This is a genomic window from Mycobacterium syngnathidarum (assembly GCF_001942625.1).
In the GTDB taxonomy this organism is placed as follows: domain Bacteria; phylum Actinomycetota; class Actinomycetes; order Mycobacteriales; family Mycobacteriaceae; genus Mycobacterium; species Mycobacterium syngnathidarum.
In genome coordinates, this window is record NZ_MLCL01000077.1 from 37,575 (window position 1) to 63,647 (window position 26,073).

General features: G+C 66.5%; 28 protein-coding genes. 17 read left to right on the forward strand and 11 right to left on the reverse strand.

What is annotated here, in order from left to right:
* Positions 1–20: 20 nt before the first annotated feature.
* A complete protein-coding gene (locus tag BKG60_RS21210; protein ID WP_070946234.1) occupies positions 21–860 on the forward strand; it encodes a class I SAM-dependent methyltransferase in 840 nt (279 codons plus the stop codon).
* A 10-nt stretch (positions 861–870) separates the two neighbouring features.
* Here BKG60_RS21210 and BKG60_RS21215 read toward each other — a convergent pair whose 3' ends face one another.
* Positions 871–2,430: a succinic semialdehyde dehydrogenase gene (locus BKG60_RS21215; RefSeq protein WP_070946203.1), complete on the reverse strand. Its 1,560-nt coding sequence runs from the start codon at positions 2,428–2,430 to the stop codon at positions 871–873.
* A 128-nt stretch (positions 2,431–2,558) separates the two neighbouring features.
* On the opposite strand from BKG60_RS21215, the gene BKG60_RS21220 reads away from it, so the two are divergent.
* Entirely contained in the window at positions 2,559–2,954 is a 396-nt protein-coding gene (locus BKG60_RS21220; RefSeq protein WP_070184942.1) for a VOC family protein, read from the forward strand.
* Here the strand turns inward: BKG60_RS21220 and BKG60_RS21225 are convergent.
* Positions 2,891–3,625, reverse strand: a complete 735-nt coding sequence (locus tag BKG60_RS21225; RefSeq protein WP_083339365.1) for a helix-turn-helix domain-containing protein — start codon at positions 3,623–3,625, stop codon at positions 2,891–2,893. The genes BKG60_RS21220 and BKG60_RS21225 overlap by 64 nt on opposite strands.
* Before the next feature lie 42 nt (positions 3,626–3,667).
* Here BKG60_RS21225 and BKG60_RS21230 point away from each other — a divergent pair, with 42 nt between their 5' ends.
* Positions 3,668–4,222 carry a helix-turn-helix domain-containing protein gene (locus tag BKG60_RS21230; RefSeq protein WP_070946204.1) on the forward strand — a complete coding sequence of 185 codons (555 nt, stop codon included), beginning with the start codon at positions 3,668–3,670 and terminating at the stop codon, positions 4,220–4,222.
* Here BKG60_RS21230 and BKG60_RS21235 read toward each other — a convergent pair.
* The 4 genes from BKG60_RS21235 to BKG60_RS21250 form a co-directional block, all read right to left on the reverse strand.
* Positions 4,208–5,182 carry an NAD-dependent epimerase/dehydratase family protein gene (locus BKG60_RS21235; protein WP_070946205.1) on the reverse strand — a complete coding sequence of 325 codons (975 nt, stop codon included), beginning with the start codon at positions 5,180–5,182 and terminating at the stop codon, positions 4,208–4,210. The two genes, BKG60_RS21230 and BKG60_RS21235, sit on opposite strands and share 15 nt — an antisense overlap.
* Positions 5,183–5,332: 150 nt before the next feature.
* Entirely contained in the window at positions 5,333–6,871 is a 1,539-nt protein-coding gene (gene fadD17 / locus BKG60_RS21240) for a long-chain-fatty-acid--CoA ligase FadD17 (protein WP_070946206.1), read from the reverse strand.
* A 2-nt stretch (positions 6,872–6,873) separates the two neighbouring features.
* Positions 6,874–7,971: an acyl-CoA dehydrogenase family protein gene (locus BKG60_RS21245; protein ID WP_070185295.1), complete on the reverse strand. Its 1,098-nt coding sequence runs from the start codon at positions 7,969–7,971 to the stop codon at positions 6,874–6,876.
* A 12-nt stretch (positions 7,972–7,983) separates the two neighbouring features.
* On the reverse strand, positions 7,984–9,162 hold the full coding sequence (locus tag BKG60_RS21250; RefSeq protein ID WP_070946207.1) for an acyl-CoA dehydrogenase family protein: 1,179 nt from the start codon (positions 9,160–9,162) through the stop codon (positions 7,984–7,986).
* A gap of 165 nt (positions 9,163–9,327) precedes the next feature.
* On the opposite strand from BKG60_RS21250, the gene BKG60_RS21255 reads away from it, so the two are divergent.
* The 12 genes from BKG60_RS21255 to BKG60_RS21310 all read left to right on the forward strand — a co-directional run bounded on the left by BKG60_RS21255 (position 9,328) and on the right by BKG60_RS21310 (position 21,085).
* On the forward strand, positions 9,328–9,519 hold the full coding sequence (locus BKG60_RS21255) for a ferredoxin (protein ID WP_070185302.1): 192 nt from the start codon (positions 9,328–9,330) through the stop codon (positions 9,517–9,519).
* A gap of 15 nt (positions 9,520–9,534) precedes the next feature.
* A complete protein-coding gene (locus BKG60_RS21260; protein ID WP_070946208.1) occupies positions 9,535–10,452 on the forward strand; it encodes a 3-oxoacyl-ACP reductase in 918 nt (305 codons plus the stop codon).
* Positions 10,453–10,723: 271 nt separating this feature from the next.
* Entirely contained in the window at positions 10,724–11,488 is a 765-nt protein-coding gene (locus BKG60_RS21265; protein WP_003879810.1) for an MlaE family ABC transporter permease, read from the forward strand.
* Positions 11,485–12,327: an ABC transporter permease gene (locus BKG60_RS21270; protein WP_070946209.1), complete on the forward strand. Its 843-nt coding sequence runs from the start codon at positions 11,485–11,487 to the stop codon at positions 12,325–12,327. Before BKG60_RS21265 ends, BKG60_RS21270 begins: the two co-directional genes overlap by 4 nt.
* 15 nt (positions 12,328–12,342) lie before the next feature.
* Positions 12,343–13,548: an MCE family protein gene (locus BKG60_RS21275; protein WP_070946210.1), complete on the forward strand. Its 1,206-nt coding sequence runs from the start codon at positions 12,343–12,345 to the stop codon at positions 13,546–13,548.
* Complete coding sequence (locus tag BKG60_RS21280) at positions 13,548–14,591, forward strand: MCE family protein (RefSeq protein WP_064848686.1); 1,044 nt, start codon at positions 13,548–13,550, stop codon at positions 14,589–14,591. The genes BKG60_RS21275 and BKG60_RS21280 overlap by 1 nt, the downstream gene beginning before the upstream one ends.
* Complete coding sequence (locus BKG60_RS21285) at positions 14,584–15,642, forward strand: MCE family protein (protein WP_064848685.1); 1,059 nt, start codon at positions 14,584–14,586, stop codon at positions 15,640–15,642. Before BKG60_RS21280 ends, BKG60_RS21285 begins: the two co-directional genes overlap by 8 nt.
* Positions 15,639–17,024 carry a virulence factor Mce family protein gene (locus BKG60_RS21290; RefSeq protein WP_064848684.1) on the forward strand — a complete coding sequence of 462 codons (1,386 nt, stop codon included), beginning with the start codon at positions 15,639–15,641 and terminating at the stop codon, positions 17,022–17,024. Before BKG60_RS21285 ends, BKG60_RS21290 begins: the two co-directional genes overlap by 4 nt.
* Positions 17,021–18,217: an MCE family protein gene (locus BKG60_RS21295; RefSeq protein ID WP_278185136.1), complete on the forward strand. Its 1,197-nt coding sequence runs from the start codon at positions 17,021–17,023 to the stop codon at positions 18,215–18,217. The genes BKG60_RS21290 and BKG60_RS21295 overlap by 4 nt, the downstream gene beginning before the upstream one ends.
* Positions 18,217–19,902 carry an MCE family protein gene (locus BKG60_RS21300; protein ID WP_070946212.1) on the forward strand — a complete coding sequence of 562 codons (1,686 nt, stop codon included), beginning with the start codon at positions 18,217–18,219 and terminating at the stop codon, positions 19,900–19,902. Before BKG60_RS21295 ends, BKG60_RS21300 begins: the two co-directional genes overlap by 1 nt.
* The gene (locus tag BKG60_RS21305) at positions 19,902–20,600 is read left to right on the forward strand and encodes a mammalian cell entry protein (RefSeq protein ID WP_070946213.1); all 699 of its coding nucleotides are present in this window, start codon (positions 19,902–19,904) and stop codon (positions 20,598–20,600) included. The genes BKG60_RS21300 and BKG60_RS21305 overlap by 1 nt, the downstream gene beginning before the upstream one ends.
* A complete protein-coding gene (locus tag BKG60_RS21310; protein WP_070185285.1) occupies positions 20,600–21,085 on the forward strand; it encodes a mammalian cell entry protein in 486 nt (161 codons plus the stop codon). The genes BKG60_RS21305 and BKG60_RS21310 overlap by 1 nt, the downstream gene beginning before the upstream one ends.
* Before the next feature lie 13 nt (positions 21,086–21,098).
* On the opposite strand, the gene BKG60_RS21315 is transcribed toward BKG60_RS21310, so the two are convergent.
* From BKG60_RS21315 to BKG60_RS21330, 5 genes are all read right to left on the reverse strand, one after another.
* Positions 21,099–22,550: an alpha,alpha-trehalose-phosphate synthase (UDP-forming) gene (locus tag BKG60_RS21315; RefSeq protein WP_070185284.1), complete on the reverse strand. Its 1,452-nt coding sequence runs from the start codon at positions 22,548–22,550 to the stop codon at positions 21,099–21,101.
* On the reverse strand, positions 22,551–22,715 hold the full coding sequence (locus tag BKG60_RS31560; protein ID WP_097925806.1) for a hypothetical protein: 165 nt from the start codon (positions 22,713–22,715) through the stop codon (positions 22,551–22,553).
* 45 nt (positions 22,716–22,760) lie between these two features.
* The gene (locus BKG60_RS21320) at positions 22,761–23,150 is read right to left on the reverse strand and encodes an intersectin-EH binding protein Ibp1 (protein ID WP_070185283.1); all 390 of its coding nucleotides are present in this window, start codon (positions 23,148–23,150) and stop codon (positions 22,761–22,763) included.
* Positions 23,151–23,256: 106 nt separating this feature from the next.
* Positions 23,257–23,595 carry a hypothetical protein gene (locus BKG60_RS21325; protein ID WP_070185282.1) on the reverse strand — a complete coding sequence of 113 codons (339 nt, stop codon included), beginning with the start codon at positions 23,593–23,595 and terminating at the stop codon, positions 23,257–23,259.
* A gap of 56 nt (positions 23,596–23,651) precedes the next feature.
* Positions 23,652–24,017, reverse strand: coding sequence for an intersectin-EH binding protein Ibp1 (locus BKG60_RS21330; RefSeq protein ID WP_070946214.1), 366 nt, complete (start codon positions 24,015–24,017; stop codon positions 23,652–23,654).
* Between the two features lie 266 nt (positions 24,018–24,283).
* Between BKG60_RS21330 and BKG60_RS21335 the strand changes: the two genes are divergently transcribed.
* Positions 24,284–25,192, forward strand: a complete 909-nt coding sequence (locus tag BKG60_RS21335) for an enoyl-CoA hydratase (RefSeq protein WP_070946215.1) — start codon at positions 24,284–24,286, stop codon at positions 25,190–25,192.
* A gap of 2 nt (positions 25,193–25,194) precedes the next feature.
* Entirely contained in the window at positions 25,195–26,028 is an 834-nt protein-coding gene (locus BKG60_RS21340; RefSeq protein ID WP_070185301.1) for an SDR family oxidoreductase, read from the forward strand.
* Positions 26,029–26,073: the final 45 nt, after the last annotated feature.

Genomic DNA, 26,073 nt, shown 5'->3' on the forward strand with positions numbered 1-26,073 from the left:
GGCTCGGTATGGTTGGACCGGTGAACGAAGCACAGGCGCTGGCAGCGAACCGGGACAACTGGGACGACCGGGCCGATGTGCATGCCCAATCCGAGATGTATGACGTTCCAGGGTTTCTCGCCGACCCCACCGATATCTCCTGGGTGGTGCGCAATGACCTTGAGGTGCTCGCGCCGCACCTGCCGGAGAGCGGGGTGAGCGACCGTTCGCTGCTGCATCTGCAGTGCCACATCGGCACCGACACCATCTCCTGGGCGCGGCTCGGAGCCCGTGATGTGCACGGAGTAGACCTCTCGCCCAACTCGCTGCGGCACGCGGCCCGGATCGCCGAGGCCGACGGCCGCCGTGACATCACCTGGGTCGAGGGCGACGCGCGGTTCGCCTCGACGCTGATCCGGCGACGCTTCGAAATCGTGGTGACCAGTACCGGAACCATCGTGTGGCTGCCGGAACTCGCGAATTGGGCTCGGTCGATCCATGACCTGCTCGAGCCGGGTGGAGTGTTCATGATCCGCGACGACCATCCGCTCCTGAGTGCCATGGACTGCGAGCCGTGGGACGTCACCGACGACTATCTCAGTGGCGGGGGCGTCCGAACCTACGACGACGCAGGGACTTACACCGAGAATTCGGCCGGTCAGATCACCAATGCGCGCAACCACGAGTGGCGCCACGACCTGTCCGAAGTCGTGATGTCCTTGCTGCGCGCCGGGCTCGTCATCGAGGCATTGGCCGAACTGCCCTACATGGACTGGCAGGCATTCCCGGCCCTGTTGCCCTGCGAACAAGGCTGGCAGCTACCGCCCGGCGCGCCGCGGATCCCGCTGAACTTCGCGGTCGTCGCACGGCGCCCCCGGTAGCGGGAGGACTCTAACGCCCGGGCAGCTTCTGTACCGCCTGGATCATCGGCGTCAGCGCCTTCTGCCAGAAAGTTTGCGAAATGCCCAGCGGCGGATCGAGATTGATCACCCGGGCAGTAGAGACCGTCTGCGACTCGGTGTACTTGAGGATACCGTCGGCCCCGTGTCGGCGTCCGACGCCGGAGGCCTTCATGCCGCCCATCGGCGCCGCGGTGCTGCCGAACGCCAGCGCGTAGCCCTCGTCGACATTGACCGTGCCCGAATTGATCTGCGCGGCAATCGCCTCGCCCTGGGCCTTCGATCCGGCCCACACGCTGGCGTTCAGGCCGTACTCGGTGTCGTTGGCCTTCTCGATGGCTTCGGCCACGGAACCGACCGGATAGATCGACACCAGCGGGCCGAAGGTCTCGTTGCGGGCACATTCCATCTCGTCGGTGACACCGGTCAGCACGGTCGGCTCGAAGAAGAGCGGCCCTATGTCGGGGCGGGCGTTGCCACCGGCAATTACCTTGGCACCCTTGACCTTTGCGTCGTCCACGTGGCCGGAGACGGTCTTGACCTGGTCCTCGGAGATCAGGCTGCCCATGTCGGCGGTGAAGTCGTAGGCGCCCGACAACTTCATGTTGCGCACCTGCTCGCCGAACTTGGCGGTGAACTCGTCGGCGACTTCCCGTTCGACGTAGATCCGCTCGATCGAGATGCACAGTTGGCCGGCGTTGGAGAAGCACGCGCGGGTGGCGGCCTTGGCGACCACGTCCAGGTTGGCGTCCTTGGTGACGATCATCGGGTTCTTGCCGCCGAGTTCGGCGGAGAAACCGATCAGCCGGCGGCCGCACTGCTCGGCCAGCGTCCGCCCGGTCGCGGTGGAGCCGGTGAACATCAGGTAGTCACAGTTCTCGACGATCGCGGTACCTACCACCGAACCCGGCCCGGGCACCACCGCGAACAGGTCGCGCGGCAACCCGGCCTGGTAGAGCAGCTCGGCGTTGGCCAGCGTGCAGTAGGGGGTCTGGCTGTCCGGCTTGACCACCACGGCATTGCCGGCCAGCAGGGCCGGGATGGAATCCGAGATGGACAGGGCCATCGGGTAATTCCACGGCGAGATGACGCCGATGACGCCCTTGGGGTGGTGGTTGACCACGGTCTTGACCAGGCCGGGCAGCAGGCCCTGGACCCGCTTGGGGGAGAGCAGTTTGGTGGCCTGCCGTGCGTAGTAGCGCGAGTTCAAGATCATGTCGACGATCTCTTCCTGCGCGGCCGAGCGGGCCTTCCCGGTTTCGGCCTGAGCCACGTCCATCAGGAAGTCGCGATTCTTGGCCACCAGTTGGCCGAAGCGGGCGATGACCGCGGCGCGCTCGGAGACCGGACGCTTGGCCCACTGGGTCTGCGCGGCCCGGGCTTTGGCGAAGGCGGCGCTCACATCGTCGGCGGTGCCGACCGGTATGGTGGTCAGCTCCTTGCCGGTGAAGACCTCGTCGATGGTTTTCGTCGGGCGCGCACTGACTTCAGCGTCATCGATTGCGACGAGTGCGCGCAGGCGAGCGAAATCCGCAGCGGACGGAGCAGGCATCGGAACTCTCCCTACTGGCAAGTAACTAACAGTCAACGCCAACCTACTCGGTACCCACGGTCCGACAAAGGCCCAGGTTGTCCGATTTGTTCACGACTGGACTGAGCGCAGCCCCCTAACCTGCGAATATGGCCCTGAACCTGAACGCGGCGGTCTTCGAGATCGTCGCAAAAGATCTGTCCCGATCCCTGGATTTCTACCGGCACCTCGGCCTGGATGTGCCCCAACCGGACGGACCGCACGCGGAGGTTGCATTGCCGGGCGGAAATCGGCTGGCGTTCGACACCGAAGAGGTGATCGCCTCGATGCATCCCGGCTGGACGCCCCCGGCCGGGCCCGGGCGCGTGGCGCTGGCGTTCGGACTCGACGCCCCCGCTGCTGTCGACGAACTCTATGAGCGGCTCACCGCAGCCGGTCATCCGGGAACGCTCAAACCGTTCGATGCACCCTGGGGGCAGCGCTATGCCACGGTCGAGGACCCCGACGGGACCTCGGTGGACCTGTTCGCGGCCTTGCCGGATTGACCGAGCCCGCGCAATGGCACCCCGGCCAGGGCGCGGAACTCGCGGTGCAGGTGCGATTGATCGGCGTAGCCGGCCTGCGCCGCGGCCGCGCTCGAACTCATGCCCCCGCCGAGCAGGTCGACGGCGCGGCGAAACCGCAGAATGCGCCGCAGCGTGGCGGGCCCGTAGCCGTACACCGTCGCGCACTGCCGCTGCATCGTCCGGTTCGACCAGCCGAGGCGGCGTGCGGTGCTGGACACCGATGCGCCGGCCCCCATTAGACGCGTGACGTCATGAAGCGCGTGTAGAGGCCAGGGAGCGGTCTGGTCGCGAGGTGGCTGCGAGGCCAGGGAGACCGCGAGTTCTCCGAGTGAGCCGGCCCGGCTGATCCTGCGCAGCTCGCGCAGCTCGCGCAGGTCGACGCGGGTGTTGCGGACTTCGGATGCCGGGACGCCGAGCAGGCGCGGCAGGACACCGGGTCGAAATCGCAGCCCCTGCACCGGGTCCGGGCTGCCCACGGTGATGAACGCAGTGGTGTCGGGGCCGGCGACGACGATCCTGTCGTCCATTTCGATCAGGTCCATGCATCCATCGGGAAGGACCCGGCCCGGTTCGGCCGGCCCGGTGCGGACCCAACGACACTCCACGAGCTCGCCCAGACGCGGTGGCGGATCGAATTCGCGGTAGCCCACGTCTGCGACGCTACTCGCGCCGCGATGCGGTTGAATCGGGGAATGGCCGGGCGACCACGCGACACGTCGATCGACGAGCGGGTGCTCGCGGCCACGCGGGAGCTGCTGGTCGAGGTGGGCTGGGACGACCTGAGTGTTCGGCTGGTTGCGGCGCGGTGTGGGGTGGGCCGGTCCAGCCTGAACCGGCGGTGGGCGTCGAAAGCCGAACTGGTGCTACACGCGATACTCGGCGAATCGCCCGACATGTCACCGTTTTCCGGCACCGACCTGGCCGGCTGGGTCGACTGGGTGGTCCGCGGCAGCCATCAGCTGTTCGTCCGGCCCGATGTGAGCGAGGCGGTGCCCGGGCTGTTGCTGGCGCTGCGGGAGAACCCCTCCTTGCGCAAGGCGCTGTGGGACGGGTTCAGCGGCCCGGCGATCGAGATGTTCGCCGCGAGGGGGTATGGCACAGAATCGGATGCGAAGGCTGTGCTGTCCATGGCCGCGGGTGCGGCCCTGTTCGCTACCACGGTCGCGGTTGACGACGATTCTCCCGAGCTGCAGCAGCGACTGGTGCGGCTACTGGGCCGGGCACTGGGTGTGTCACCGGCCGAATGAGGCCAACATGGCTTCCTGCGGCGACCGCCACGCCTCGATGTCCAGATCGGCGAGCGTGCTCGCGTCGTCGGTGGGGGTGGCCGCGGTCAGCAACAGCGCTGCCTCGTGGCTGATCCCGTCACCGAGCGGCAGCACCGCGCCCAGCAGATCCGAGCAACGGCCGATGCCGCGGAAGATGCTCCCCGGCAACGGGATTCGCCGGACCCTGCGCGCCGCCCCCTGTTCGAGCACATCGATCATCTCGTTGAACGAGACCATCGCGCCGCCGCAGACATAGCGCTTGGGTCCTCGCCCCGGGGCCATGAGTCGCTCGTGCACCAGTGCGACGTCGCGCACGTCGATCATCTGCATGCCGCCGGTCATCCGGGGTGCCAGCCCGGCCTTCACGATCGGCGCCCAGCCGCGCTCGGTGACCCCGGCGGCGGTGAAGTAGGCCGGTCCCACCACGCTCGACGGGTAGGTGACCACGACCGGGGCTCCGGCATCCTGCAACCGTCGGGCCACTCGGTCGGCGTATGCCTTGGTCTGGGCGTAGGGGCTGCGTCCCGGCGCCGGTGGGGTGTCGGCGGAGATCACCCCGGTCGGCGGTGGAAACAGTGAGCTGTAGCTGCTGACCGAGACGATGGGGTCGAGCCCGGCCTCGGCGGCACGGTTCAGCACGGCTTCGGTTGCGTGCGCGTTGATCTCCCACATCAGCTGTTCGCGCCGGCGGTCGGTGCCGACGATGCCCGCGGCGTGGATCAGCGCATCGCAGCCCGAGATCAGGTCTCCGATGGTGTCACCGTCGCGGATATCGCCGGCCAGAACAGACATCTCGCCGAGCTCGGCGAGGCGGCCGATCACCTCGTCGTCGCCGCAGCCGGGTGCGACGAGCAGTCGGATGCGATGGCCCGCGGCGAGCAGGCCTCGCACGGTATGGGCCCCGAGATAGCCGGTGCCGCCGGTCACTGCGATGTGCATGCTGCGCCTCCCAAGTTTCGATGCCAATGGTATCGAAATAATTGGAGCGGGTGGTGCGATGCCGGCACTTGTGCCGCGAGTTGCGGTCACTATTGAGCAGCATTCCGCGGCGTCGTGGTCAGCGCGGCACGGTGGCGGGGTGGGTCCGGGTCAGCGCGAGATCGGCCACACCGGGTCGGCGCACGCGGTGCCCTCGGCCGAGAGCTGCCGCTTGATCACCTTGAACGTCTCGGTACGCGGCAGCGTGGTGCCGACCCGCACGTACGACGGCCACTGCTTGGGGCCGAGATCGCGCTGCTCGTGCAGAAACCGCCGGAACTTGTCGATGTCGAACGTCGCGTCCGGCGTCAACACCAATGCGGCCATCACCTGATCGCCCACCGCGGGATCGGGGATGGGATAGACCGCGGCCTCAGCGACATCGGGATGGCGCGACAGGATTCGTTCGATCGGCGCGGTTCCCAGATTCTCGCCGTCGACCCGCATCCAGTCGCCGAGGCGCCCGGCGAAGTGCGCGAAGCCGTCCTCGTCGAGGTAGGCCAGGTCGCCGGTGTGGTAGACGCCGCCGGCCATACGATCGGCCTCGGCGCCGGGATCGTTGTAGTAGCCGCGGAACCACCCGGCACCCGTCGGGTTCACCAACTCGCCGACGGTCCCGGGGGGACACGGTTCACCGGTGTCCACGTCGACGATCGCCACCTGGTCGGTGAGCGGGCCGAGGGCGCCTTCGGGGGTGTCGGGAGTGCGGGCGATCGCCACCCCGCCCTCGGTGGAACCGAACCCGTCGACCACCGTCACCCCGAACCGCTCGGCGAACCGGTTCAGGTCCCGTGGTGCCCCCTCGTTGCCGTAGAGGATCCGCAACGGGTTGTCGGCATCGTCGGGCGCCGGTTGGGTGGCCAGGATGTAGGACAACGGCTTGCCGACGTAGTTGGCGTAGGTGGCGCCGTAGCGGCGGACGTCAGGTATGAAACCGGATGCGGAGAACTTGCGCCGCAGCGCAATTGACGCACCGGCGGCGGCCGCGACGGCCCAGCCGGCCATGATCGCGTTGGAGTGGAACAGCGGCATCGACAGGTACACGGTGTCGGCCGCACCCAGTCCGAACCGCTCGGCCAGCATCCGGCCCGGAAAAGCTACCTTGTCATGGGTGACCCGCACGGCCTTGGGATCCCCACTGGTGCCGGAGGTGAAGATGAGCATGAACAGATCGTCGGCCGCCAGCTCGGCGAACGTCACCGGGGTGTCCCGGTACGACGCGAGTTCGGCTGCCCAGTCGTCAGATTCGACGTCGATGAAATCCACCCCGGGCGGGACCGTGTCGGGATCGTCGGCCAGGACCAGCTGACAGTCCGCCTTGGCGATGTCACGGGCCAGTGCCTCACCGCGGCGGGTCTGGTTGAGACCGACGGGCACCAGTCCGGTCAGGCCCGCCGCCACCAGCAGGCTGGAGAAAAACGTGGTGTTGCCGAGGAGCGCCCCGACATGCGGGGGTTTGGCTCCAGCCCTTTGTCCTCCTCGCGTGCGGGAGTCCAACCGTGCCCGCAACGCCGCGGCCAGTTGTGCACCGGCGGCGATGTGGTCGGCCCAGCTGACGAACGAATCCTCTTGGTAGAGGCCACGGTCGGTGACCCCGGCAAGGGGGAGGAGCAGCTCGGTGACCGTCGGCCCTGCGGTTGGACCCCCCATCCCTAGACCGGGGTGTCCGCGAGCTCACGTCCGATGCGCAGCAGCTGCCCGGTGGCCCCGCCGACCCCGAACTCGGTCTGCTTGGCGGCCAGGAAGTACCGGTGCACCGGATGGTCCATGTCGATGCCGACGCCACCGTGCACGTGTACTGCCGTGTGCGCGACGCGGTGGCCGGCCTCGGCAGCCCAGAACGCCGCACTGGCGACATCGATGTCGGCGGGCAGATCCTCGGACAACCGCCAGGCGGCCTGGGTCAGCGTCAGGCGCAGACCCTTGACGTCGATGTAACCGTCGGCCAGCCGCGAGGATACGGCCTGGAAGCTTCCGATCGGGCGGTCGAACTGCTCACGCTCCCGGGCGTACTCGGATGTCAACTCCAGGGCCCGCTCCAGCACGCCGAGTTGGAAGGCGCTGTGGCCCAGCGCGGCGTGCGTGGTCAGCCAGGCCGCGACCTCGGCCCCACCGACGAGGCGGGAGGCGTCCACCGCCGTGCCTTGCAGCTCCAGGTGGGCGACGCTGCCCTTGCCGGTCGTGCTCAGCAGGCTGACCGTCACGCCGGGGTCGTCGCCGGAGACCAGGAAAACGCTGACCCCGGACTCAGTTTCGGCCGGAACGAGGAAGGCGTCGGCGATCGGACCGTAGTTCACCTGGGTGCGGGTGCCGGTGAGTTTGTAGCCGGAACCGTCCGACTGCGCCTGCACCGGACCCTGACCCATCTCGCCGTCGAGGCCGACCGCGAGGATCTTGTCGCCGGCGACCGCCGGGCGCGCCCACTCGGTGCGCAGCTGTTCGGACCCGAACGCGGCCAGCGCGCCCGCGCCCAGCACCACCGACTCCAGGTACGGGACGGCGGCCAGCTGGCGACCCAGCGCGGTCAGCACGGCGGTCTGCTCGAGCACCCCCAAACCACCGCCGCCCACGGACTCGGGAGCCGCGGCCGAGAGCACGTCGGCCTCGATCAGCTTGGCCCACAGATTGGCATCGAAGCGCTGCTCGAGTCCGTCGAGCTCACGCTGACGCTCTGGTGTGCACACCGATTCGGTGATCGTGCGCACCAGGCCACCCAGGTCGGCGGCCTCTTCGGTCGTCTTGAAATCCATGGTGTGCCGTCCTTACCGGTTCACTCGGGGCAGGCCGAGCGCGACCATGCCGATGATGTCACGCTGAATCTCGTTGGTGCCGCCGCCGAAGGTCAGGATCAGCGCCGAGCGGTGGAACCGCTCGATACGACCACGCAGCAGCGCGCCCTTGCTGTCCGGACGCAGCGTCGCCGCGGTGCCCAGCACTTCCATCAGCAGGCGGTAGGCCTCGGTGGCGAGCTCGGTTCCGTACACCTTGGCCGCTGACGCATCGGCCGGAGACGGAGCGCCGTCGGCGGAGGCCAGCTCCCAGTTGATGAGCTTGAGCACCTCGGCCTTGGCGTGCACCCGAGCCAGGTTGAGCTGGACCCACTCGGAGTCGATGACCCGCTTGCCGTGCACGTCCTTGGTGTTCTGCGCCCACTCGCGGACCCCGTCGAGGGCCACATAGATCGGCTGGGCCGAAACGAGTGCGACGCGCTCGTGGTTGAGCTGATTGGTCACCAGCTTCCAGCCGGCGTTCTCCTCGCCCACCAGGTTGGTCGCCGGGATGCGCACGTCCTGGTAATAGGTGGCGCTGGTGTCCACGCCGGACATGGTGTGCACCGGTGTCCAAGAGAAGCCCTCGGCGGTGGTCGGCATGATCAGCATCGAGATGCCGCGGTGCTTCTTGGCTTCGGGGTTGGTGCGCACGGCCAGCCACACGTAGTCGGCGTAGGCGATCAGTGAGGTCCACATCTTCTGGCCGTTGACCACGTAGTCATCCCCGTCGCGCACCGCGGTGGTGCGCAGCGCGGCCAGATCGGTGCCGGCGCCCGGCTCGGAGTAGCCGATCGAGAAATGCAGCTCGCCCGCGGCGATCTTGGGCAGGAAGAACTTCTTCTGCTCCTCGGTGCCGAAGTGCATGATCGTGGGCGCGACGCTGTTGATCGTCAGGAACGGCACCGGGGCGCCGGCGATCGCGGCCTCGTCGGTGAAGATCAGCCCGTCCATCGGCGGGCGCGCGTGGCCGCCGAACTCCTTCGGCCAGCTCAGCGTGAGCCAGCCGTCCTTGCCCATCTGGGCGACGGTGTCGCGGTAGACGTTGCCTCGTCCCATCTCGCCCTCGGACGAGTTGAGTGCCTCGACACGTTCTGGCGTCATCAACTTGGAGAAATATGCGCGCAACTCGCGGCGCAGCTCCTCCTGCTCAGGGGTGTAACCGATCCGCATTCCGCTGCATCCTCACTGCTTGAAAGACCTGAGTTCTCACCTGGTTGTAACACGTTCTAGTCTTAGGATCCAGGCCGGTGTTGCACTGGTATCGGTCAGGTGGGGTCGTATTCTGTGGCTGCGCGCACGCAGCCCCGTGTGCGTACACGTGTTGAGGAGGTCGCCATGCGAGTTGAAGTGGACCGTGATCGCTGTGAAGGCAATGCGGTGTGCGTGGGTATTGCCCCTGATCTGTTCGATCTTGATGACGACGACTATGCCGTGGTCAAGTCCGATCCGGTGCCTGCCGGCCAGGAGGACCTGGCCGAGCAGTCCATCGCCGAATGCCCCCGCGCAGCCCTGATCCGAAAAGACTAGAGGTATTCATAAACCATGACTGACGACGCTCAGATCGATCTGTCCGGAAAAGTCGCCGTTGTCACTGGCGCGGCGGCGGGCCTGGGCCGCGCCGAGGCCATCGGCCTGGCCAAGGCCGGGGCGACCGTGGTGGTCAACGACATGGCCGGCGCGCTGGACGCATCGGACGTCTTCGACGAGATCGCGGCAGCCGGTTCCAAGGGTGTCGCGGTGGCCGGGGACATCAGCCAGCGATCGACGGCCGACGAGCTGGTTTCCACCGCGGACGGTCTGGGCGGCCTGGACATCGTCGTCAACAACGCCGGCATCACCCGTGACCGCATCCTCTTCAACATGAGCGACGAGGAGTGGGATGCGGTCATCGCCGTGCACCTGCGGGGCCACTTCCTGTTGACCCGCAATGCCGCGACCTACTGGCGTGCGAAGGCCAAGGCGGGCGATGGCACCGTCTACGGCCGGATCATCAACACCTCGTCGGAGGCCGGGCTGTCGGGCCCGGTGGGTCAGCCCAACTACGGGGCGGCCAAGGCCGGCATCACGGCACTCACGGTGTCGGCGGCCCGCGCCCTGGAACGCTTCGGTGTGCGGGCCAACGCGATCGCGCCGCGGGCCCGCACCGCGATGACGGCGGGCGTGTTCGGCGATGCGCCCGAAGGGGCCGAAGGTCCGGTCGACCCGCTGTCGACTGAGCACGTCGTCACTCTCGTCCGATTCCTGGCCTCGCCTGCGTCCGAAGCCGTCAACGCTCAGCTGTTCATCGTCTATGGTCCAACTGTCACGTTGGTCGCGCCCCCTACAGCGGAGAAGCATTTCACTGCGGACTCCGATGCGTGGAACCCGGCAGACCTCAGCGGGACACTGCACGATTACTTTGCTGGTCGTTACTTCGGGCGTGGATTCTCGGCGACCGAGCTGATGGATTCACGAGACTGACGGTCTCGTTGACCGTGCTCGATAGAAGTAGAACGTGTTCCAACTCGAGGGTTCGGTCGGTGCGCCCTGAGCTGCAAAAACGGCGTTCGACATGAGAATTTTCATTTCTTTGACAGTGCGAACGTGTTCTAGTTAATATGATCCGGCTCACTAAGAGCACCGTAAGACCAAGGGGTGGGAGAGCGGCCACGTCATGTGGCCGTCAGAATTTCGCTAAAACGAGTTTCCGCGGAATTTCCCCCACCCGAGTACCCCGAGAACGGAGCCCAGGTTGATCGAACAGCTTGCGGTTCCGGCCCGGGCCGTGGGCGGCTTTGTCGAGATGTCCTTGGACACCTTCGCCAAGATGTTCCGTCGACCGTTCCAGTTCAAAGAGTTCCTGGATCAGACGTGGATGATCGCGCGGGTCTCCTTGGTACCGACGTTGTTGGTCGCCATCCCGTTCACGGTCTTGGTCGCATTTACGCTCAACATCCTCCTTCGTGAGATCGGTGCCGCCGACCTGTCCGGCGCAGGCACCGCGTTCGGCACCATCACCCAGCTCGGCCCGGTGGTGACCGTGCTGGTGGTGGCCGGCGCGGGCGCCACGGCGATCTGCGCCGACCTCGGTGCCCGCACCATCCGCGAAGAGATCGACGCCATGCGGGTGCTGGGCATCGATCCGATCCAACGCCTGGTCGTGCCCCGCGTGCTGGCCTCGACGTTCGTGGCGCTGCTGCTCAACGGCCTGGTCTGCGCGATCGGCCTGGCCGGTGGCTATGTCTTCTCCGTGTTCCTGCAGGGCGTGAACCCGGGTTCCTTCATCAACGGCCTGACAGTGCTGACCGGGCTCGGCGAGCTGGTGCTGGCCGAGATCAAGGCACTGCTGTTCGGCGTGGTAGCCGGCCTGGTCGGGTGCTACCGCGGCTTGACCGTAAAGGGAGGCCCGAAGGGTGTCGGTAACGCTGTGAACGAGACGGTGGTCTACGCCTTCATCTGCCTGTTCGTGATCAACGTGATCATGACGGCCATCGGGGTCCGGGTGCTTGTTCGATGAGCTATGACGCCACACTTCGCTTCCGCCGGCTGTTCCGCGGCGTGCCCAAAGCCGTCGACAACGTCGGCGAGCAGGCCCTGTTCTACGGCGAGACCATGCGGTACCTGCCGAACGCGATCAATCGCTACCGCAAGGAGACCATCCGGCTGGTAGCCGAGATGACGATGGGCGCGGGCGCCCTGGTGATGATCGGCGGCACCGTCGGCGTCGCGGCGTTCCTCACCCTGGCTTCCGGCGGTGTCATTGCGGTGCAGGGTTATTCGTCGCTTGGCAACATCGGCATCGAGGCCCTGACCGGCTTCCTGTCGGCCTTCCTCAACGTGCGCATCGTGGCACCGGTGATCGCCGGTATCGCCCTGGCCGCCACGATCGGCGCCGGCGCTACCGCCCAGCTGGGCGCGATGCGGGTGGCCGAGGAGATCGATGCCGTCGAAGCGATGGCCGTCCATGCGGTGTCGTACCTGGTGTCCACCCGGCTTTTGGCCGGACTCATCGCGATCGTGCCGCTGTACTCGCTGTCGGTGCTGGCCGCGTTCTTCGCCGCGAGGTTCACCACGGTGTTCATCAACGGTCAGTCCGCCGGCCTGTACGACCACTACTTCAACACCTTCCTGATACCCAGCGACCTGCTGTGGTCGTTCCTTCAGGCAATCGTGATGGCGATCGCGGTGATGCTGGTGCACACCTACTACGGCTACAACGCCTCCGGCGGGCCGGTCGGCGTGGGTGTGGCAGTCGGTCAGGCCGTGCGCACCTCGCTGATCGTCGTCGTCACCATCACGCTGTTCATCTCCCTGGCCGTCTACGGCGCGTCCGGCAACTTCAACCTTTCCGGGTAGGTGGCAGGAATCTCTATGGCAGACGAACCGTCCAAGCACCGCCGTCATGTCAGGATCGCCGCCGCGATCCTGGCGGCGATCGTGGCCGCCGCAGTGGTGTTCACCTACCTGTCCTACACAGCCGCCTTCACGCCGACCGACACCGTCAGCCTGACCGCGCCGCGCGCCGGCCTGGTGATGGAAAAAGACGCCAAGGTGAAGTACCGCGGCATTCAGATCGGCAAGGTCACCGACATCGCGTACGCCGGCAACGAGGCGAAGCTGACGCTGTCCATCAAGCGCGGCGAGATGCGCTACATCCCGTCCAACGCCACCGTGCGGATCGCGGGCAACACGATCTTCGGCGCGAAGTCGGTGGAGTTCCTGGCGCCGGACCAGCCGCAGGCGACGTCGTTGCGCCCGGGGAGCACCGTGGCCGCCAAGGATGTACAGCTCGAAGTCAACACGCTGTTCCAGACGCTGTCTGACGTGCTCAACAAGATCGACCCGGTCAGCCTGAACGCCACCCTGACCGCGCTCGGTGAAGGTCTGCGCGGCCACGGGGACGACCTCGGTGCATCCCTTGCCGGACTCAACGGCTACCTGGCTCAGATCAATCCGAAATTGCCGACGCTGCGCGAGGACTTCGCGCAAGCCGCTGTGGTGGCCAACATCTACGGTGACGCCGGGCCGGACCTGGCCCGGGTGGTCGACAACGTGCCTGCCCTGAACAAGACCATCGTCGACGAGAAGGCCAACCTCAACGCCACGCTCCTGGCGGCCACCGGTCTGGCCAACAACGGCACCGCGACCCTGCAGCCGGCCGCCGACGACTACATCGCCGCCATTCAACGGCTGCGGGCCCCGTTGAAGGTGGCCGGCGAGTACTCGCCCGAGTTCGGTTGCATCCTCAAGGGCACCTCGAATGCCGTGGACCGGTTCGCGCCGATCATCGGCGGTATCCGTCCCGGTCTGTTCGTGTCGTCGAACTTCCTGCCCGGCTCCCCGGCCTACACCTATCCGGAGAGCCTGCCGATCGTGAACGCCTCGGGCGGCCCCAATTGCCGTGGCCTGCCGGACATCCCGTCCAAGCAGTTCGGCGGAAGCTGGTTCCACTCGCCGTTCCTGGTGACCGACAACGCCTACGTGCCGTTCCAGCCGAACACCGAGGTGCAGTTCGACGCCCCGGCGACGCTGCAGTTCCTGTTCAATGGCGCGTTCGCGGAAAGGGATCGCTTCTGATGAGCGGTGCGCGTCCAGACCGGACCATGCTCAAGGTCAGCATCTTCACCATCGCGATGCTGTTGGTGGCGGCCATGCTGGTCGTGGTGTTCGGCGAATTCCGGTTCGCCTCCGAGAACAGCTACCACGCCACCTTCAGCCAGGCTTCGCGGCTCAAGGCCGGTCAGGATGTCCGCATCGCGGGTGTTCCGGTCGGCACCGTCAACGCGGTGAAACTCAATCCGGACAACACCGTCGACGTGGCGTTCGACGTCAACAAGCGCTACCAGCTCTACACGTCCAGCCAGGCCAAGGTGCGCTACGAAAACCTGGTCGGTGACCGGTATCTGGAGATCACCTCGGGCACCGGCGAGCTGCGCAGGCTTGCCCCCGGCGGAACGATCCCGCAGCAGAACACCCAGCCGGCACTGGATCTCGACGCGCTGTTGGGCGGATTGCGCCCGGTGATGAAGGGCCTCGACGGCGACAAGGTCAACGAGATCTCGAACGCGGTGATCGAGATGCTGCAGGGCCAGGGCGGCGCGTTGGCGAACATGTTGACCAGCACGAGTGCGTTCACCCAGAATCTGGCCGCGCGCGATCAGCTGATCGGCGACGTGATCACCAACCTCAACACGGTGCTGGGCACGGTCGACGAGAAGGGCGCGCAGTTCGACTCGAGCGTCGACGAGTTGCAGAAGCTGATCTCCGGTCTGGCCGAGGGGCGCGACCCGATCGCCGGCGCAATCGCGCCGCTGGCCTCGGCGGAGAACGACCTGACCGACATGCTGGACAAGTCGCGGCGCCCGCTGCAGGCCGTCATCGAGAACACGCGTCCGCTGGCCCAGCGGCTGGACGAACGCAAGGCCGACGTCAACAAGGTCATCGAACCGCTGGCCGAGAACTACTTGCGGCTCAATGCACTCGGCGCCTACGGCTCGTTCTTCAACATCTACTACTGCTCGATCCGGATGAAGGTCAACGGTCCGGCCGGCAGCGACATTCTGATTCCGTTCGGCGGCCCGCCGGACCCGTCCAAGGGGAGGTGTTCAGAGAATGGCTAGGCTCGACCGCGACACAACACTGCGCACCGGGATCCTCGGCATCTTTGTGGTGGGGTGCCTGGTGCTGGTGTCCTTCGGCTACACCGGGCTGCCGTTCTTCCCGCAGGGCAAGCAGTACGAGGCGTACTTCAGCGACGCCGGCGGAATCGATCCGGGCAATGACGTCAACGTCTCCGGCATCGCGGTCGGCAAGGTCACCGAGGTGTCGCTGGCCGGCGACACCGCCAAGGTCAACTTCACCGTGGACCGCAACATCAAGATCGGCGATCAGTCGCTGGTCGCGATCAAGACCGAGACCGTGCTCGGGCAGAAGTCGCTGTCGGTGACGCCGAAGGGCAGCGGGACTGCGACGGTGATCCCGTTGGGGCGCACCACGACTCCCTACACGCTCAACACAGCGCTGCAGGATCTCGGCCAGAACGTCGCCGAACTGGACAAGCCGAAGTTCGAGCAGGCCCTTCAGACGCTGACCGACACGCTCCGCGATGCGACACCGCAGTTGCGGGGTGCCCTCGACGGTGTGGCCAACCTGTCGCGCAGCATCAACAAGCGCGACGAGGCCCTCGAGGGACTGCTGGCGCACGCCAAGCGGGTGTCGGATCTGCTGGCGGCACGTGCCGGCCAGGTTAATCAGCTGGTCACGGACGGCAACCAGCTGTTCGCCGCGCTCGACGAGCGCAGGCAGGCGCTGAGCAACCTAATCGCCGGTATCGATGATGTGTCCAAACAGCTTTCGGGATTCGTCGCAGACAACCGCAAGGAGTTCAAGCCGGCGCTCGAGAAGCTCAACCTGGTGATGGACAACCTGCTGGAGCGCAAAGAGCACATCGGCGAGGCGCTGCGCCGCCTGCCGCCGTACGCGACCACGCTCGCCGAGGTGGTCGGCAACGGTCCGGGCTTCAACATCAACCTCTACGGCCTGCCGCCGGCATCGATGTCCGAGGTGCTGCTCGATACCTACTTCCAGCCGGGGAAGCTGCCTGACAGCCTCGCCGACATGCTGCGTGGCTACATCTCCGAACGCACGATCGTTAGGCCGAAATCGCCATGACACAAGAGAGTTCAGTGTCCGGTCGCAACCGGTGGCTGCGGATCGGGCTGGCGGCATTACTGCTGGCGGTCCTGGCCGTCGGCGTGTACCAGGTGTGGCCGTCGCGGACCGGCCCCAAGCTCACGGCGTACTTCACCAACGCGGTCGGGCTGTACCCCGGCGACGAGGTGCGGATCGTCGGTGTGCCGGTGGGCACGATCGACTCGATCGAGCCCAGGCCCTCGGACGTCAAGATCGAGATGACGCTGGACCGCGGCATCAAGGTGCCTGCCAACGCCAAGGCGTTGATCCTCTCGCCGAATCTGGTGTCGGCCAGGTTCATTCAGTTGACCCCGGCCTACACCGAAGGCGATGTGATGGCTGACGGCGCGTCGATCGGCCTGGACCGCACCGGCGTCCCCGTCGAGTGGGACGAGGTCAAAGAGCAACTGACCCAGCTCAGTTCGCAGCTCGGGCCGCAGGCCGGCTCGGTCCAGGGCCCGATCGCGGCCTTCGTCGACCAGGCTGCCACCACGTTCGACGGCAACGGCGACTCGTTCCGCAACGCGCTGCGTGAGTTGTCCCAGACCGCGGGCCGGTTGGGCGATTCGCGCACTGATCTGTTCGGCACTGTGAAGAACCTGCAGGTCCTCGTCAACGCGCTGGCCAACAGCAACGAGCAGATCGTGCAGTTCACCAATCACGTGTCGTCCGTCTCGCAGGTGCTGGCTGACAGTTCCAGCGGGCTCGATCAGACCCTGGCCACGTTGAACCAGGCCCTGGGCGACGTGCGCGGATTCTTGAACGAGAACAATGACGCGTTGATCGCCCAGGTCGGCAAGCTCGCGGACTTCACTCAGATCCTCACCGATCACAGCGACGACATCGAGCAGATCCTGCACGTCACGCCCAACGGCCTGGCGAACTTCTACAACATCTACAACCCGGCCCAGGGCACCGTCGGTGGTCTGCTGTCGCTGCCCAACTTCGCCAACCCGACGCAGTTCATCTGCGGTGGCACGTTCGACATCGGCGCCAACCCGGACAACTACAAGCGCGCCGAGATCTGCCGGCAGCGCATGGGTCCGGTGCTGCGCCGGATCACGATGAACTACCCCCCCGTGCTGTTCCACCCGATCAACAGCATCACGGCCTACAAGGGGCAGATCATCTATGACACCCCGGAAACCGAAGCCAAGTCGGAGACCCCGGTGCCGTACCTGCAGTGGCAGAACAACCCTGGTGTGACGCCGCCGCAGATCCCGCACGACGCGACGCTGAGCTCGCTGATCCTGCCGCCGGATGCACCCGCACCGGCACCTGGAACAGGAGCCGGTCCCGCGCCCGGGCCTGTGGCCGCACCTGCCGCGCCCGCTCCTGCTGAGGCTGGTGCCGGCGGATGATGAGGGGTAAAGCATTGAGGGGTAAGGCATCCCGGATCGGCGGACGCACGTTGGCGATCGGCAGTGGCGCGATGCTGCTGGCCGGCTGCCAGTTCGGCGGACTCAACTCGCTCAACATGCCGGGCACCGCCGGGCATGGCAAGGGGTCCTACACGGTGACGGTTGAGTTGCCCGATGTGGCGACCCTGCCGCAGAACTCGCCGGTGATGGTCGACGACGTCACGGTGGGCAGTGTGTCCGGTCTGGACGCCATGCAGCGCCCGGACGGAACCTTCTACGCGGCGGTGCAGCTGTCGCTGGACGGTGACGTCAAGCTCCCGGCGAATGCCGTTGCGCGCGTTGCCCAGACGTCTCTTCTCGGCTCGCAGCACGTCCAGTTATCCGAGCCGGTCGACGAGTCGCCACAGGGGCAGTTGCGCGAGGGGGCCAGCCTCAGGCTGTCGAAGATCAGCCGCTACCCGACCACCGAGGAAGTGTTGTCCTCGTTGGGCATGGTGGTGAACAAGGGCAATCTCGGTGCGCTGCAGGACATCACCGATGAGGCGTACGGGGCGGTGGCCGGACGGGCCGGCAGCTTTGCCGAGCTGATACCGCGCCTGGCCGAGCTGACCGCGTCGTTGGACCAGCAGACCAACGACATCATCGCCGCGGCCGACGGCCTGAACCGCTTCGCGTCGATCCTGGCCCGCAGCAAGGACAACCTGGGCCGCACGCTCGTCACTCTGCCCGGGGCGCTGAAGGTGCTCAACGAGAACCGATCGAACATTGTCGAGGCGTTCACCGCGCTGCGTGGCTTCGCCGAGGTGGGTTCGCGGATCCTGTCCGAGACGAAGGACGATTTCGCGGCCGACCTCAAGGATCTGTACCCGTCGATCAAGGAGCTCAACGACAACGCCGACGACTTCATCAAGGTTCTGGAGTTCCTGCCCACGTTCCCGTTCCACTACAAGTACCTGCGCAACGCGGTTCGTGGTGACTACCTGAATGTGTTCGTCACCTTCGACCTGACGTTGCGCCGGTTCGGTGAGTCGATCTTCACCACGGGCGGGTTCGACCCGAACATGAAGCACCTCAGTGAGGTCATCAATCCGCCGGACTGGCTGACCGGGTCGATGGCGAACCTGTCCGGCCAGGCCGCCGACCCGTTCCAGATTCCTGCCGGAACCGCCACCCAGCATGAGGAGAAGCCGTAATGATCGACCGGCTTACCCGTATGCAGTTGATGATCTTCGGGATCGTCACCGTTCTGACCGTCGGTGCGATTTCGCTGTTCTATCTACATCTGCCTGCTGCCGTGGGCATCGGCACGTACCACGTCAACGCCAACTTCGTGACCGGCGGCGGGATCTACCAGAACGCCAACGTCACCTACCGCGGTGTGACGGTCGGCCGGGTGGATTCGGTAGGTCTGGCGCCCGACGGGGTGGTCGCCAGAATGCAGCTGAACAGCAGCACGGCGATTCCGCAGAACGTCACCGCGACGGTCAAGAGTGTCTCGGCCGTCGGTGAGCAGTACATCGACCTGATTCCGCCGGAGTCCCCTTCTACCGACAAGTTGCGCAACGGCGCGACCATCGATCAGCAGAACACCCGCGTCGGCCAGGACATCGCCGGCATGCTGCACGAGGCCGACACCCTGGTCAGCAGCATCGGGAACAGCCGGCTGCAGGATCTGCTCCGTGAGACGTTCAAGGCGTTCAACGGATCCGGGCCGGAATTGGCCCGGCTCATCGAGTCGTCGCGCCTGCTGATCGACGAGGCCGATGCCAACGCGGGGGAGACCACCCAGCTGATCGACCAGGCCGGGCCGTTCCTGGAGGCGCAGATGCGCAGCGGCGACAGCATTCGCTCGCTGGCCGACGGCCTGGCCCGGTTCACCGGCGAGGTGAACAAGGCCGACCCACAACTGCGGACCACGCTCAAGACCGTTCCCGGCACCACCGAGGCGGCCAACACGGCGTTCAGCGGTATCCGGCCGACGTTCCCGGTGCTGGCCGCCAACCTGGCCAACTTCGGCCGCATCGGCGTGATCTACAGCAAGTCGCTCGAGCAGGCGCTGGTGATCTTCCCCGCTCTCATAGCCGCGCTGAACACGGTGGCCGGCGGCGTGCCCGCGGACGAGGGCGGCAAGCTCGACTTCAAGGTCGACCTGGGTGACCCGCCGCCCTGCATGACCGGCTTCCTGCCGCCGACCCAGATCCGGTCCCCGGCCGATCTGACCCTGCGGGATCTGCCGACCGATCTGTACTGCAAGACCGCGCAGAACGATCCGTCGGTGGTGCGCGGCGCGCGCAACTACCCGTGCCAGGAATTCCCGGGCAAGCGGGCCCCCACGATCCAGCTGTGCCGGGACCCCAACGGTTACATCCCGGTGGGCTCCAACCCGTGGCGCGGTCCGCCGGTGCCGTACGGCACTCCGATCGAGGACGGCCGTAACATCCTGCCGCCCAACAAGTTCCCGAACATCCCCCCGCAGGTCGATCCGGATCCGGGCCCGCCGGTGGTGCAACTGCCGCCCGGGGTCGAGCCGGGCCCCGGCCCCGCGCCGCATGCGCCGTTCCCGCTGCCGGTTCCGCCGAACAAGCCGGGCCCCCAACCCCCGCCGTGGCCGTACTTCGCGCCGCCGGACCAGATCGTGCCGCCCTACGGTCGGACACCCCCGGGTGCACCCGAACCGGCACCGGCTCCGGCTCCGGAGGCGCCGTTGCCTGCGGAGGCACCACCTGTGGCCAGCGCACCCATGACGGGCACCTACGATCAGCACAGTGGGGTCTTCGCTGACGCCGACGGAGGCACCGGTGTCTATGCGGCCGGTGCTGAGAATCTGCGACCCGCGGAGACCTGGGTAGATCTGATGTTGGATCCAAGGCAGGCTTGATGACGGAAGAAACGGCCTCGAACCAGAGGCCGGCGCGTAGGCGCGCGTCCAGGGCGGCCGGCCCTACCGGTGCCGGCGTCGTCGCAGAGGTGACCACCACCAGTGTTGTGGCTGACGCTGCGGCCACCACGGAGGCCAGGGCGCCGAAGCTGACGCCGCTCAAGCCGCCGCCGCGGCGTCGTGCCCACAGCCGGCTGGTGGCGCTGGTGACGGTCCTGGTGCTGGCCGTGGCGACCGCGGCGCTGGGCGCGCTGGTTTACGTCATGCGCGACCAGCAGCGCAACGTCGACGCCGAGCAATCCCGCAATGAGCGCTTCGTCGACACGGGCAAGCAGACCGTGATCAACATGTTCAGCTACACGCAGGACACCGTCGATGAGAGCGTCAATCGCTTCATCGACGGGACCAGCGGCCCGTTGCGCGACATGATGAGCCAGGGCAACAACGCCGACAATCTCAAGGCACTGTTCCGCGACACCAATGCCAGCTCGGAGGCCGTGGTGAACGGCGCTGCGTTGGAGAAGGTGGACGAGATCGCCGGAAACGCCTCGGTGCTGGTGGCGGTGCGGGTGACGGTCGCCGACATGGACGGGGTCAATTCGCCGACCCGGCCGTACCGGTTGCGCGTGATCGTGCACGAGGACGACAACGGGCACATGACCGGATACGACCTCAAGTACCCCGACGGTGGAAACTGATGCGCTCTAAACTCACTGCCTTGCTGATCGGCCTGTTGACCGTGGCATTCGTGGCAGCGGCGGGGGTCGGCGGCTCGCTGTACTGGAACCGGGTGATGCAACGCGCCCAGGCGGTAACCCGGGCCGAACTGCCTACCCTGGCGACCGATCAGATTCCCAAGGTGTTCGGCTACGACTATCAGACCGTCGAGCGCAGCTTGACGGAGACCTATCCGCTGCTCGCCCCGGGCTTCCGGCAGAAGTTCGAAGAGGATGCCACCGCCAAGGTGATCCCTGAGGCACGCAAGCGTCAGCTCGTGGTGCAGATCAGCATCGTGGGCGTCGGGGTGATGACCGCCCAACGTGAGTCGGGATCGGTGCTGGTGTACATGAACCGCACGGTGACCGACAAGTCCCGCCAACCGTTGTACGACGGCAGCCGACTGAAGGTCGACTACCGCAAGGTGGACGGCAACTGGCTGATCAACGCGATCAATCCGATCTGACGCGGCCCAGCGCTCACGCTGGGTTCGCGTTTCCCAACGCCTCGAGGAAAGCGCGGGCCCACCGGTCGACGTCGTGGGCCAATACCTGCCGGCGCAGGGCGCGCATGCGCCGCTTGCCCTCTTCGGGGCTCTGCTCCAGCGCAGCCTCCATGGCGTCTTTGACGCCCTCCAGATGGTGGGGGTTGATGAGATAGGCCTGACGCAGCTCGGCGGCCGCACCGGTGAACTCGGACAGCACCAACGCCCCGCCGAGGTCACTGCGGCAGGCCACGTACTCCTTGGCCACCAGGTTCATCCCGTCGCGTAGCGGCGTGACCAGCATGACGTCGGCGGCGACGAAGAACGCGATGAGCTCGTCGCGCGGCACCGGGCGGTGCACGTAGTGCACGACGGGATGCCCGACCTCGCCGAACTCGCCGTTGATGTGCCCGACCTGACGCTCGATGTCCTCGCGCATCGCCTTGTAGCTCTCGACACGCTCGCGGCTGGGTGTGGCCAATTGGACCAGGACGGTGTCGTCGCGTTTGACCCGCTGCTCTTCGAGCAGCTCGGAGAACGCGTGCAGCCGGACATCGATGCCCTTGGTGTAGTCGAGCCGGTCGACGCCGAGGAGGATCTTGCGGGGGTTGCCGAGCTCGGCGCGGATCTGCCGGGCGCGTTGCCGGATCGCGCGGTTGCGCGCCCTGGCATCCAGATCTGCCGAGTCGATGGAGATGGGGAAGGCTCCGACCGTGACGGTGCGGAAGCCGTAGGAGATCTGGCCGAAGCGTGAGCGCACACCGATCGAGGCGCGTGAGGTGTTGGCCCCGATCAGGCGCCGCGCCAAGACCAGGAAGTTCTGCGCGCCGCCGGCCAGATGGAATCCGACCAGGTCGGCGCCAAGCAGGCCTTCGACGATCTCGCTGCGCCATGGCATCTGCATGAACAGTTCGACCGGTGGGAAGGGGATGTGCAGAAAGAAGCCGATGGTGAGGTCGGGGCGGAGCATCCGCAGCATCTTCGGGACGAGTTGCAGCTGATAGTCCTGGATCCAGACGGTGGCACCGGGTGCGGCGGCGCGGGCCGTCGCCTCGGCAAAACGCCGGTTCACCTCGACGTAGGCGTCCCACCACTTGCGGTGGTACACGGGTTTGACGATGAGGTCGTGATACAGCGGCCACAGCGTGGCGTTCGAGAACCCTTCGTAGTAGTCCGCAACATCTTGGGCAGACAATTCCACCGGGAAGAGCTGCAGGTCTTCCTCGACGATCGGCTCGTCGCCACTGTCGGGGATGCCGGCCCAGCCGATCCATGCGCCGCGGCGTTTACGCAGCAGCGGTTCCAGCGCCGTCACCAGTCCGCCGGGACTGCGTTTCCATGTCGTGCTGCCGTCCGGCAACCGCTCCATGTCGATGGGCAGCCGATTGGCCACCACGACGAAGTCGGAGCTACCGGAGGCGGCCTTGCGGCCACCTTCCGGGCTCACCTACGCCTCGGTTTTCGAAGGCCCAATGCCGAGCATGGACAGGAACATCCGGCACTCGTCGGCGTCGGTGGCGTAGGTCGCCACGACCCGGCGGGCCTGGCTGGCCGTGCTGTCGGCCAGGGGCTCGACGTCGTCGATCTCGGCGGTTTCAGATTTCGCAGGCATGACACAACTGTATGCGACCGGGACAGGCCCGGCCGCCTCACGCCATCAGCCGATGGAACCGTGCACTGTCGGGCTGCTGCCGACGGTGGACTCCGGGACCGGCTGCGGCCCCTGGGACTGCTGTTCCTCGGCCAGGCCGATGCACTCCCCGGAGTTGGCACCGGTGCAAGGGATGGAACCGCCGCCGCCGGGCTCGTTCACAGCGGGCAGGTTCGGGTTGCCCGGGATGCTGCTGAAGCCGCCCGGGGAATTCGGCACGGTGTGCGGAACACAGTTGCCGGTGTAGAGGTCTTCTTCTTCGCCGGTCGGGCAGGCCAGCACCGGGCCGGAGGGCACTGGGGCGGAGAACGCGACGATCGCCGGCGCGGCGGCCGCAGCGAGTGCAAAGCCGCCGGCAAAGATCAGTCGTCGCATCGAGATCGGGAAGGTCGCCATCGTCACGCTTTCTCTAGGTATTCGATTGTCTGTTGGTGGGATTCTATGGACGCTGTGGGATATCTGCATCCGATCTACGAGTTGGCTGGGAAACCGTCCCGAGGCGCTAGGGGCTGGCGCTGATCGTTGAACGCGGAATGGGTCGTGGACCTTCGGCCTCGTCCTCCTCGGCCAGGCCGATACATTCGCCGGCGTTGTGGCCGGTGCACGGGATGGCTCCGCCTCCGCCGGGCAGATTCACCGCAGGCAAATCCGGATTGCCCGGGATGCCGCTGAACGGCGACGGCGAATTCGGCACCAGGAAAGGCGTGCAGGTGGTCGTGTAGATGTCCTCTTCCTCACCGGTTGTGCACGTTGCCTGGGCGACCGGCGTCCCCAGCCACAAGGACAGTGCGCAACCGGCACCGGCTACAGCCAGCGCGACGGGCGCGACGACGGATTTCACACCAGCAGTCTAGGGCTGCTGGAGGTTTACTGTGCGGTCTCTGCCGTAGCGCTGTGTCAGCCGATGTGGCCGGTCGCGGTCGGGCTGCTGCCGACCGTCGACTGCGGCACCGGTTGCGGCCCCTGGGTCTGTTGCTCTTCGGCCAGGCCGATGCACTGACCGGAATTGCCGCCGGTGCAGGGGATGCCGTCGATCTGCGGCAGTTGGTTCGGGGCGGAGCTGAACTCCGGGGAGTTGGGCACCAGGTACGGGACGCACACCCCGGTGTAGGTGTCCGCGGTTTCCCCGTTGGGGCACGACGCCTCCGCTTGAGCAGGGGGGATCGGTGCGATCAGCACGGCCGCTGCCGGGGCTGAAGCGATGGCAGCGGCGAGGCCTGCCGCGACGGCGAAGCGGCGGGCGAGCAGTGGGGTGATGGCCATTGCCAGGCTTTCTCTATAGGGCCGGTGTGGTTTGCTGAATAACTGGCGGCAGTGGCTTGATGACGGTCCGGAAGCCATATCGGCACACGCCGAAAGTCTACGCTCTACGTGGAGAAATGGCTCTACCCCGGGCTTGGGGACTGCGGTGCTCCGGCGCTGCTGTGAGTCCTCTGCATGGTTGCTGTGATCCCGGTGTGAGCGCGATTACGCGATACACGTAATGTGCAATCCGTAACTTACTTACCGTGCCTAAGAGGTGGTCCGAAATGGTCAGTCCCGACGACACAGCCCGCCAGGTCGAATACGAGACGCTCGACGACGGACGCATCGCCCGGATCTGGCTGAACCGTCCGGATGCGCAAAACGCCCAGTCCCGGACCCTGCTGGTGCAGCTCGACGAAGCGTTCGGGCGCGCCGAGGCCGATGATGCCGTCCGTGTGGTGATCCTGGCTGCACGTGGGAAGAACTTCTCGGCCGGACATGACCTCGGCTCCGAAGAGGCGCTTGCCGAGCGCCAGCCAGGGCCGACTCAACACCCGACCTTCCGCTCGCACGGTGCCACCGCCGCCGGTGTCGCCGAACGAACCTATTTGCAGGAGTGGCACTTCTACTTCGAGAACACCCGGCGCTGGCGCGATCTGCGCAAGATCACCATTGCCCAGGTACAGGGCAACGCGATCTCCGCGGCCTTGATGCTGATCTGGGCCTGTGACCTGATCGTGGCCGCCGACGACGCCAAGTTCAGCGACGTCGTCGGGGTGCGGATGGGAATGCCGGGAGTCGAGTATTACGCCCACCCATGGGAATTCGGTGCCCGCAAGGCCAAAGAGCTACTGCTGACCGGTGATTCGATCGACGCCGATGAGGCGTACCGGCTGGGGATGGTGTCCAAGGTCTTCGCGCGCGACGAACTCGAAGACAAGACACTGGAATTCGCGCGGCGCATCGCCGACCGGCCGACAATGGCGGCGTTGCTGGTCAAGGATTCCGTCAACGCAGCCAGTGATGCGATGGGCTTCACCGAAGCGCTTCGGCATGCCTTCCACATTCACGAACTCGGGCACGCGCACTGGGCGTCGGCCAACGAGAATCGCTGGCCGGTGGGTATGCCGCCAGATGTTCCCGACTGGCGGACATTGGGGGCTCCCAAGCCCGCCCGGCGTGATACACCATGACCATGCAGATTTCGTTAGAGGGTCGAACCTATCTGGTCACCGGCGGCGGCAGCGGCATCGGCAAGGCTTCCGCGGCCGCCATCGTCGCCGCCGGCGGCAACGCCCTGCTGATCGGGCGCAATGCCGACAAGCTCAGCGCCGCCACTGACGAGCTGAATGCCCAGGGGCCCGGATCGGTCCGCTATGAGCCTGCCGACGTCACCAACGAAGACGAGGTTCGCCGGGCGGTCGACGCGGCCACCGCATGGAACGGCCAGTTGCACGGTGTCGTGCACAGCGCAGGCGGGTCGCTGACCATCGGTCCGATCACCCAGATCGATTCCGAACTGTGGCGCCAGACCGTCGATCTGAACGTCAACGGCACGATGTACCTGATCAAGCACGCGGGCCGGGAGATGGTTCGGGGCGGCGGTGGCTCGTTCGTCGGCATCTCGTCGATCGCCTCGAGCAACACCCATCGCTGGTTCGGTGCGTACGGGGTGAGCAAGGCCGCGCTCGACCACCTGCTCAAGCTGGCCGCCGACGAGCTCGGGCCGTCCTCCGTGCGGTTCAACAGCATTCGTCCGGGATTGACCCGCACCGAGATGGTCGGCCCGGTCTTCGAGCTCCCCGCGGCCCGCGACGACTACGAAGCTTGCACGCCCATGCCGCGGTTCGGCGAGGTCGAGGACATCGCCAACCTGGCGGTGTTCCTGCTCAGCGATGCCGCGGGCTGGATCACAGGCCAGGCCATCGGGGTGGACGGCGGACACGCGCTGCGCCGCGGGCCGGATATCTCGGGAATGCTCGAACCGTTGTACGGCGCCGACGGCCTGCGCGGCGTCGTCCCCGACTGACTCGGTGGCGCGTGGCCGGGGCCTACACCGAAGGCCCCGGCTTTC

What these genes read in the sequence shown, in the direction of transcription:
- BKG60_RS21215 (WP_070946203.1), bottom strand. Translation starts at nt 2,430, where the DNA reads ATGCCTGCTCCGTCCGCTGCGGATTTCGCTCGCCTGCGCGCACTCGTC.
- BKG60_RS21220 (WP_070184942.1), top strand. Translation starts at nt 2,559, where the DNA reads ATGGCCCTGAACCTGAACGCGGCGGTCTTCGAGATCGTCGCAAAAGAT.
- BKG60_RS21230 (WP_070946204.1), top strand. Translation starts at nt 3,668, where the DNA reads ATGGCCGGGCGACCACGCGACACGTCGATCGACGAGCGGGTGCTCGCG.
- BKG60_RS21235 (WP_070946205.1), bottom strand. Translation starts at nt 5,182, where the DNA reads ATGCACATCGCAGTGACCGGCGGCACCGGCTATCTCGGGGCCCATACC.
- fadD17 (WP_070946206.1), bottom strand. Translation starts at nt 6,871, where the DNA reads ATGGGGGGTCCAACCGCAGGGCCGACGGTCACCGAGCTGCTCCTCCCC.
- BKG60_RS21245 (WP_070185295.1), bottom strand. Translation starts at nt 7,971, where the DNA reads ATGGATTTCAAGACGACCGAAGAGGCCGCCGACCTGGGTGGCCTGGTG.
- BKG60_RS21250 (WP_070946207.1), bottom strand. Translation starts at nt 9,162, where the DNA reads ATGCGGATCGGTTACACCCCTGAGCAGGAGGAGCTGCGCCGCGAGTTG.
- BKG60_RS21255 (WP_070185302.1), top strand. Translation starts at nt 9,328, where the DNA reads ATGCGAGTTGAAGTGGACCGTGATCGCTGTGAAGGCAATGCGGTGTGC.
- BKG60_RS21260 (WP_070946208.1), top strand. Translation starts at nt 9,535, where the DNA reads ATGACTGACGACGCTCAGATCGATCTGTCCGGAAAAGTCGCCGTTGTC.
- BKG60_RS21270 (WP_070946209.1), top strand. Translation starts at nt 11,485, where the DNA reads ATGAGCTATGACGCCACACTTCGCTTCCGCCGGCTGTTCCGCGGCGTG.
- BKG60_RS21275 (WP_070946210.1), top strand. Translation starts at nt 12,343, where the DNA reads ATGGCAGACGAACCGTCCAAGCACCGCCGTCATGTCAGGATCGCCGCC.
- BKG60_RS21280 (WP_064848686.1), top strand. Translation starts at nt 13,548, where the DNA reads ATGAGCGGTGCGCGTCCAGACCGGACCATGCTCAAGGTCAGCATCTTC.
- BKG60_RS21285 (WP_064848685.1), top strand. Translation starts at nt 14,584, where the DNA reads ATGGCTAGGCTCGACCGCGACACAACACTGCGCACCGGGATCCTCGGC.
- BKG60_RS21290 (WP_064848684.1), top strand. Translation starts at nt 15,639, where the DNA reads ATGACACAAGAGAGTTCAGTGTCCGGTCGCAACCGGTGGCTGCGGATC.
- BKG60_RS21295 (WP_278185136.1), top strand. Translation starts at nt 17,021, where the DNA reads ATGATGAGGGGTAAAGCATTGAGGGGTAAGGCATCCCGGATCGGCGGA.
- BKG60_RS21300 (WP_070946212.1), top strand. Translation starts at nt 18,217, where the DNA reads ATGATCGACCGGCTTACCCGTATGCAGTTGATGATCTTCGGGATCGTC.
- BKG60_RS21305 (WP_070946213.1), top strand. Translation starts at nt 19,902, where the DNA reads ATGACGGAAGAAACGGCCTCGAACCAGAGGCCGGCGCGTAGGCGCGCG.
- BKG60_RS21310 (WP_070185285.1), top strand. Translation starts at nt 20,600, where the DNA reads ATGCGCTCTAAACTCACTGCCTTGCTGATCGGCCTGTTGACCGTGGCA.
- BKG60_RS31560 (WP_097925806.1), bottom strand. Translation starts at nt 22,715, where the DNA reads ATGCCTGCGAAATCTGAAACCGCCGAGATCGACGACGTCGAGCCCCTG.
- BKG60_RS21320 (WP_070185283.1), bottom strand. Translation starts at nt 23,150, where the DNA reads ATGGCGACCTTCCCGATCTCGATGCGACGACTGATCTTTGCCGGCGGC.
- BKG60_RS21330 (WP_070946214.1), bottom strand. Translation starts at nt 24,017, where the DNA reads ATGGCCATCACCCCACTGCTCGCCCGCCGCTTCGCCGTCGCGGCAGGC.
- BKG60_RS21335 (WP_070946215.1), top strand. Translation starts at nt 24,284, where the DNA reads ATGGTCAGTCCCGACGACACAGCCCGCCAGGTCGAATACGAGACGCTC.
- BKG60_RS21340 (WP_070185301.1), top strand. Translation starts at nt 25,195, where the DNA reads ATGCAGATTTCGTTAGAGGGTCGAACCTATCTGGTCACCGGCGGCGGC.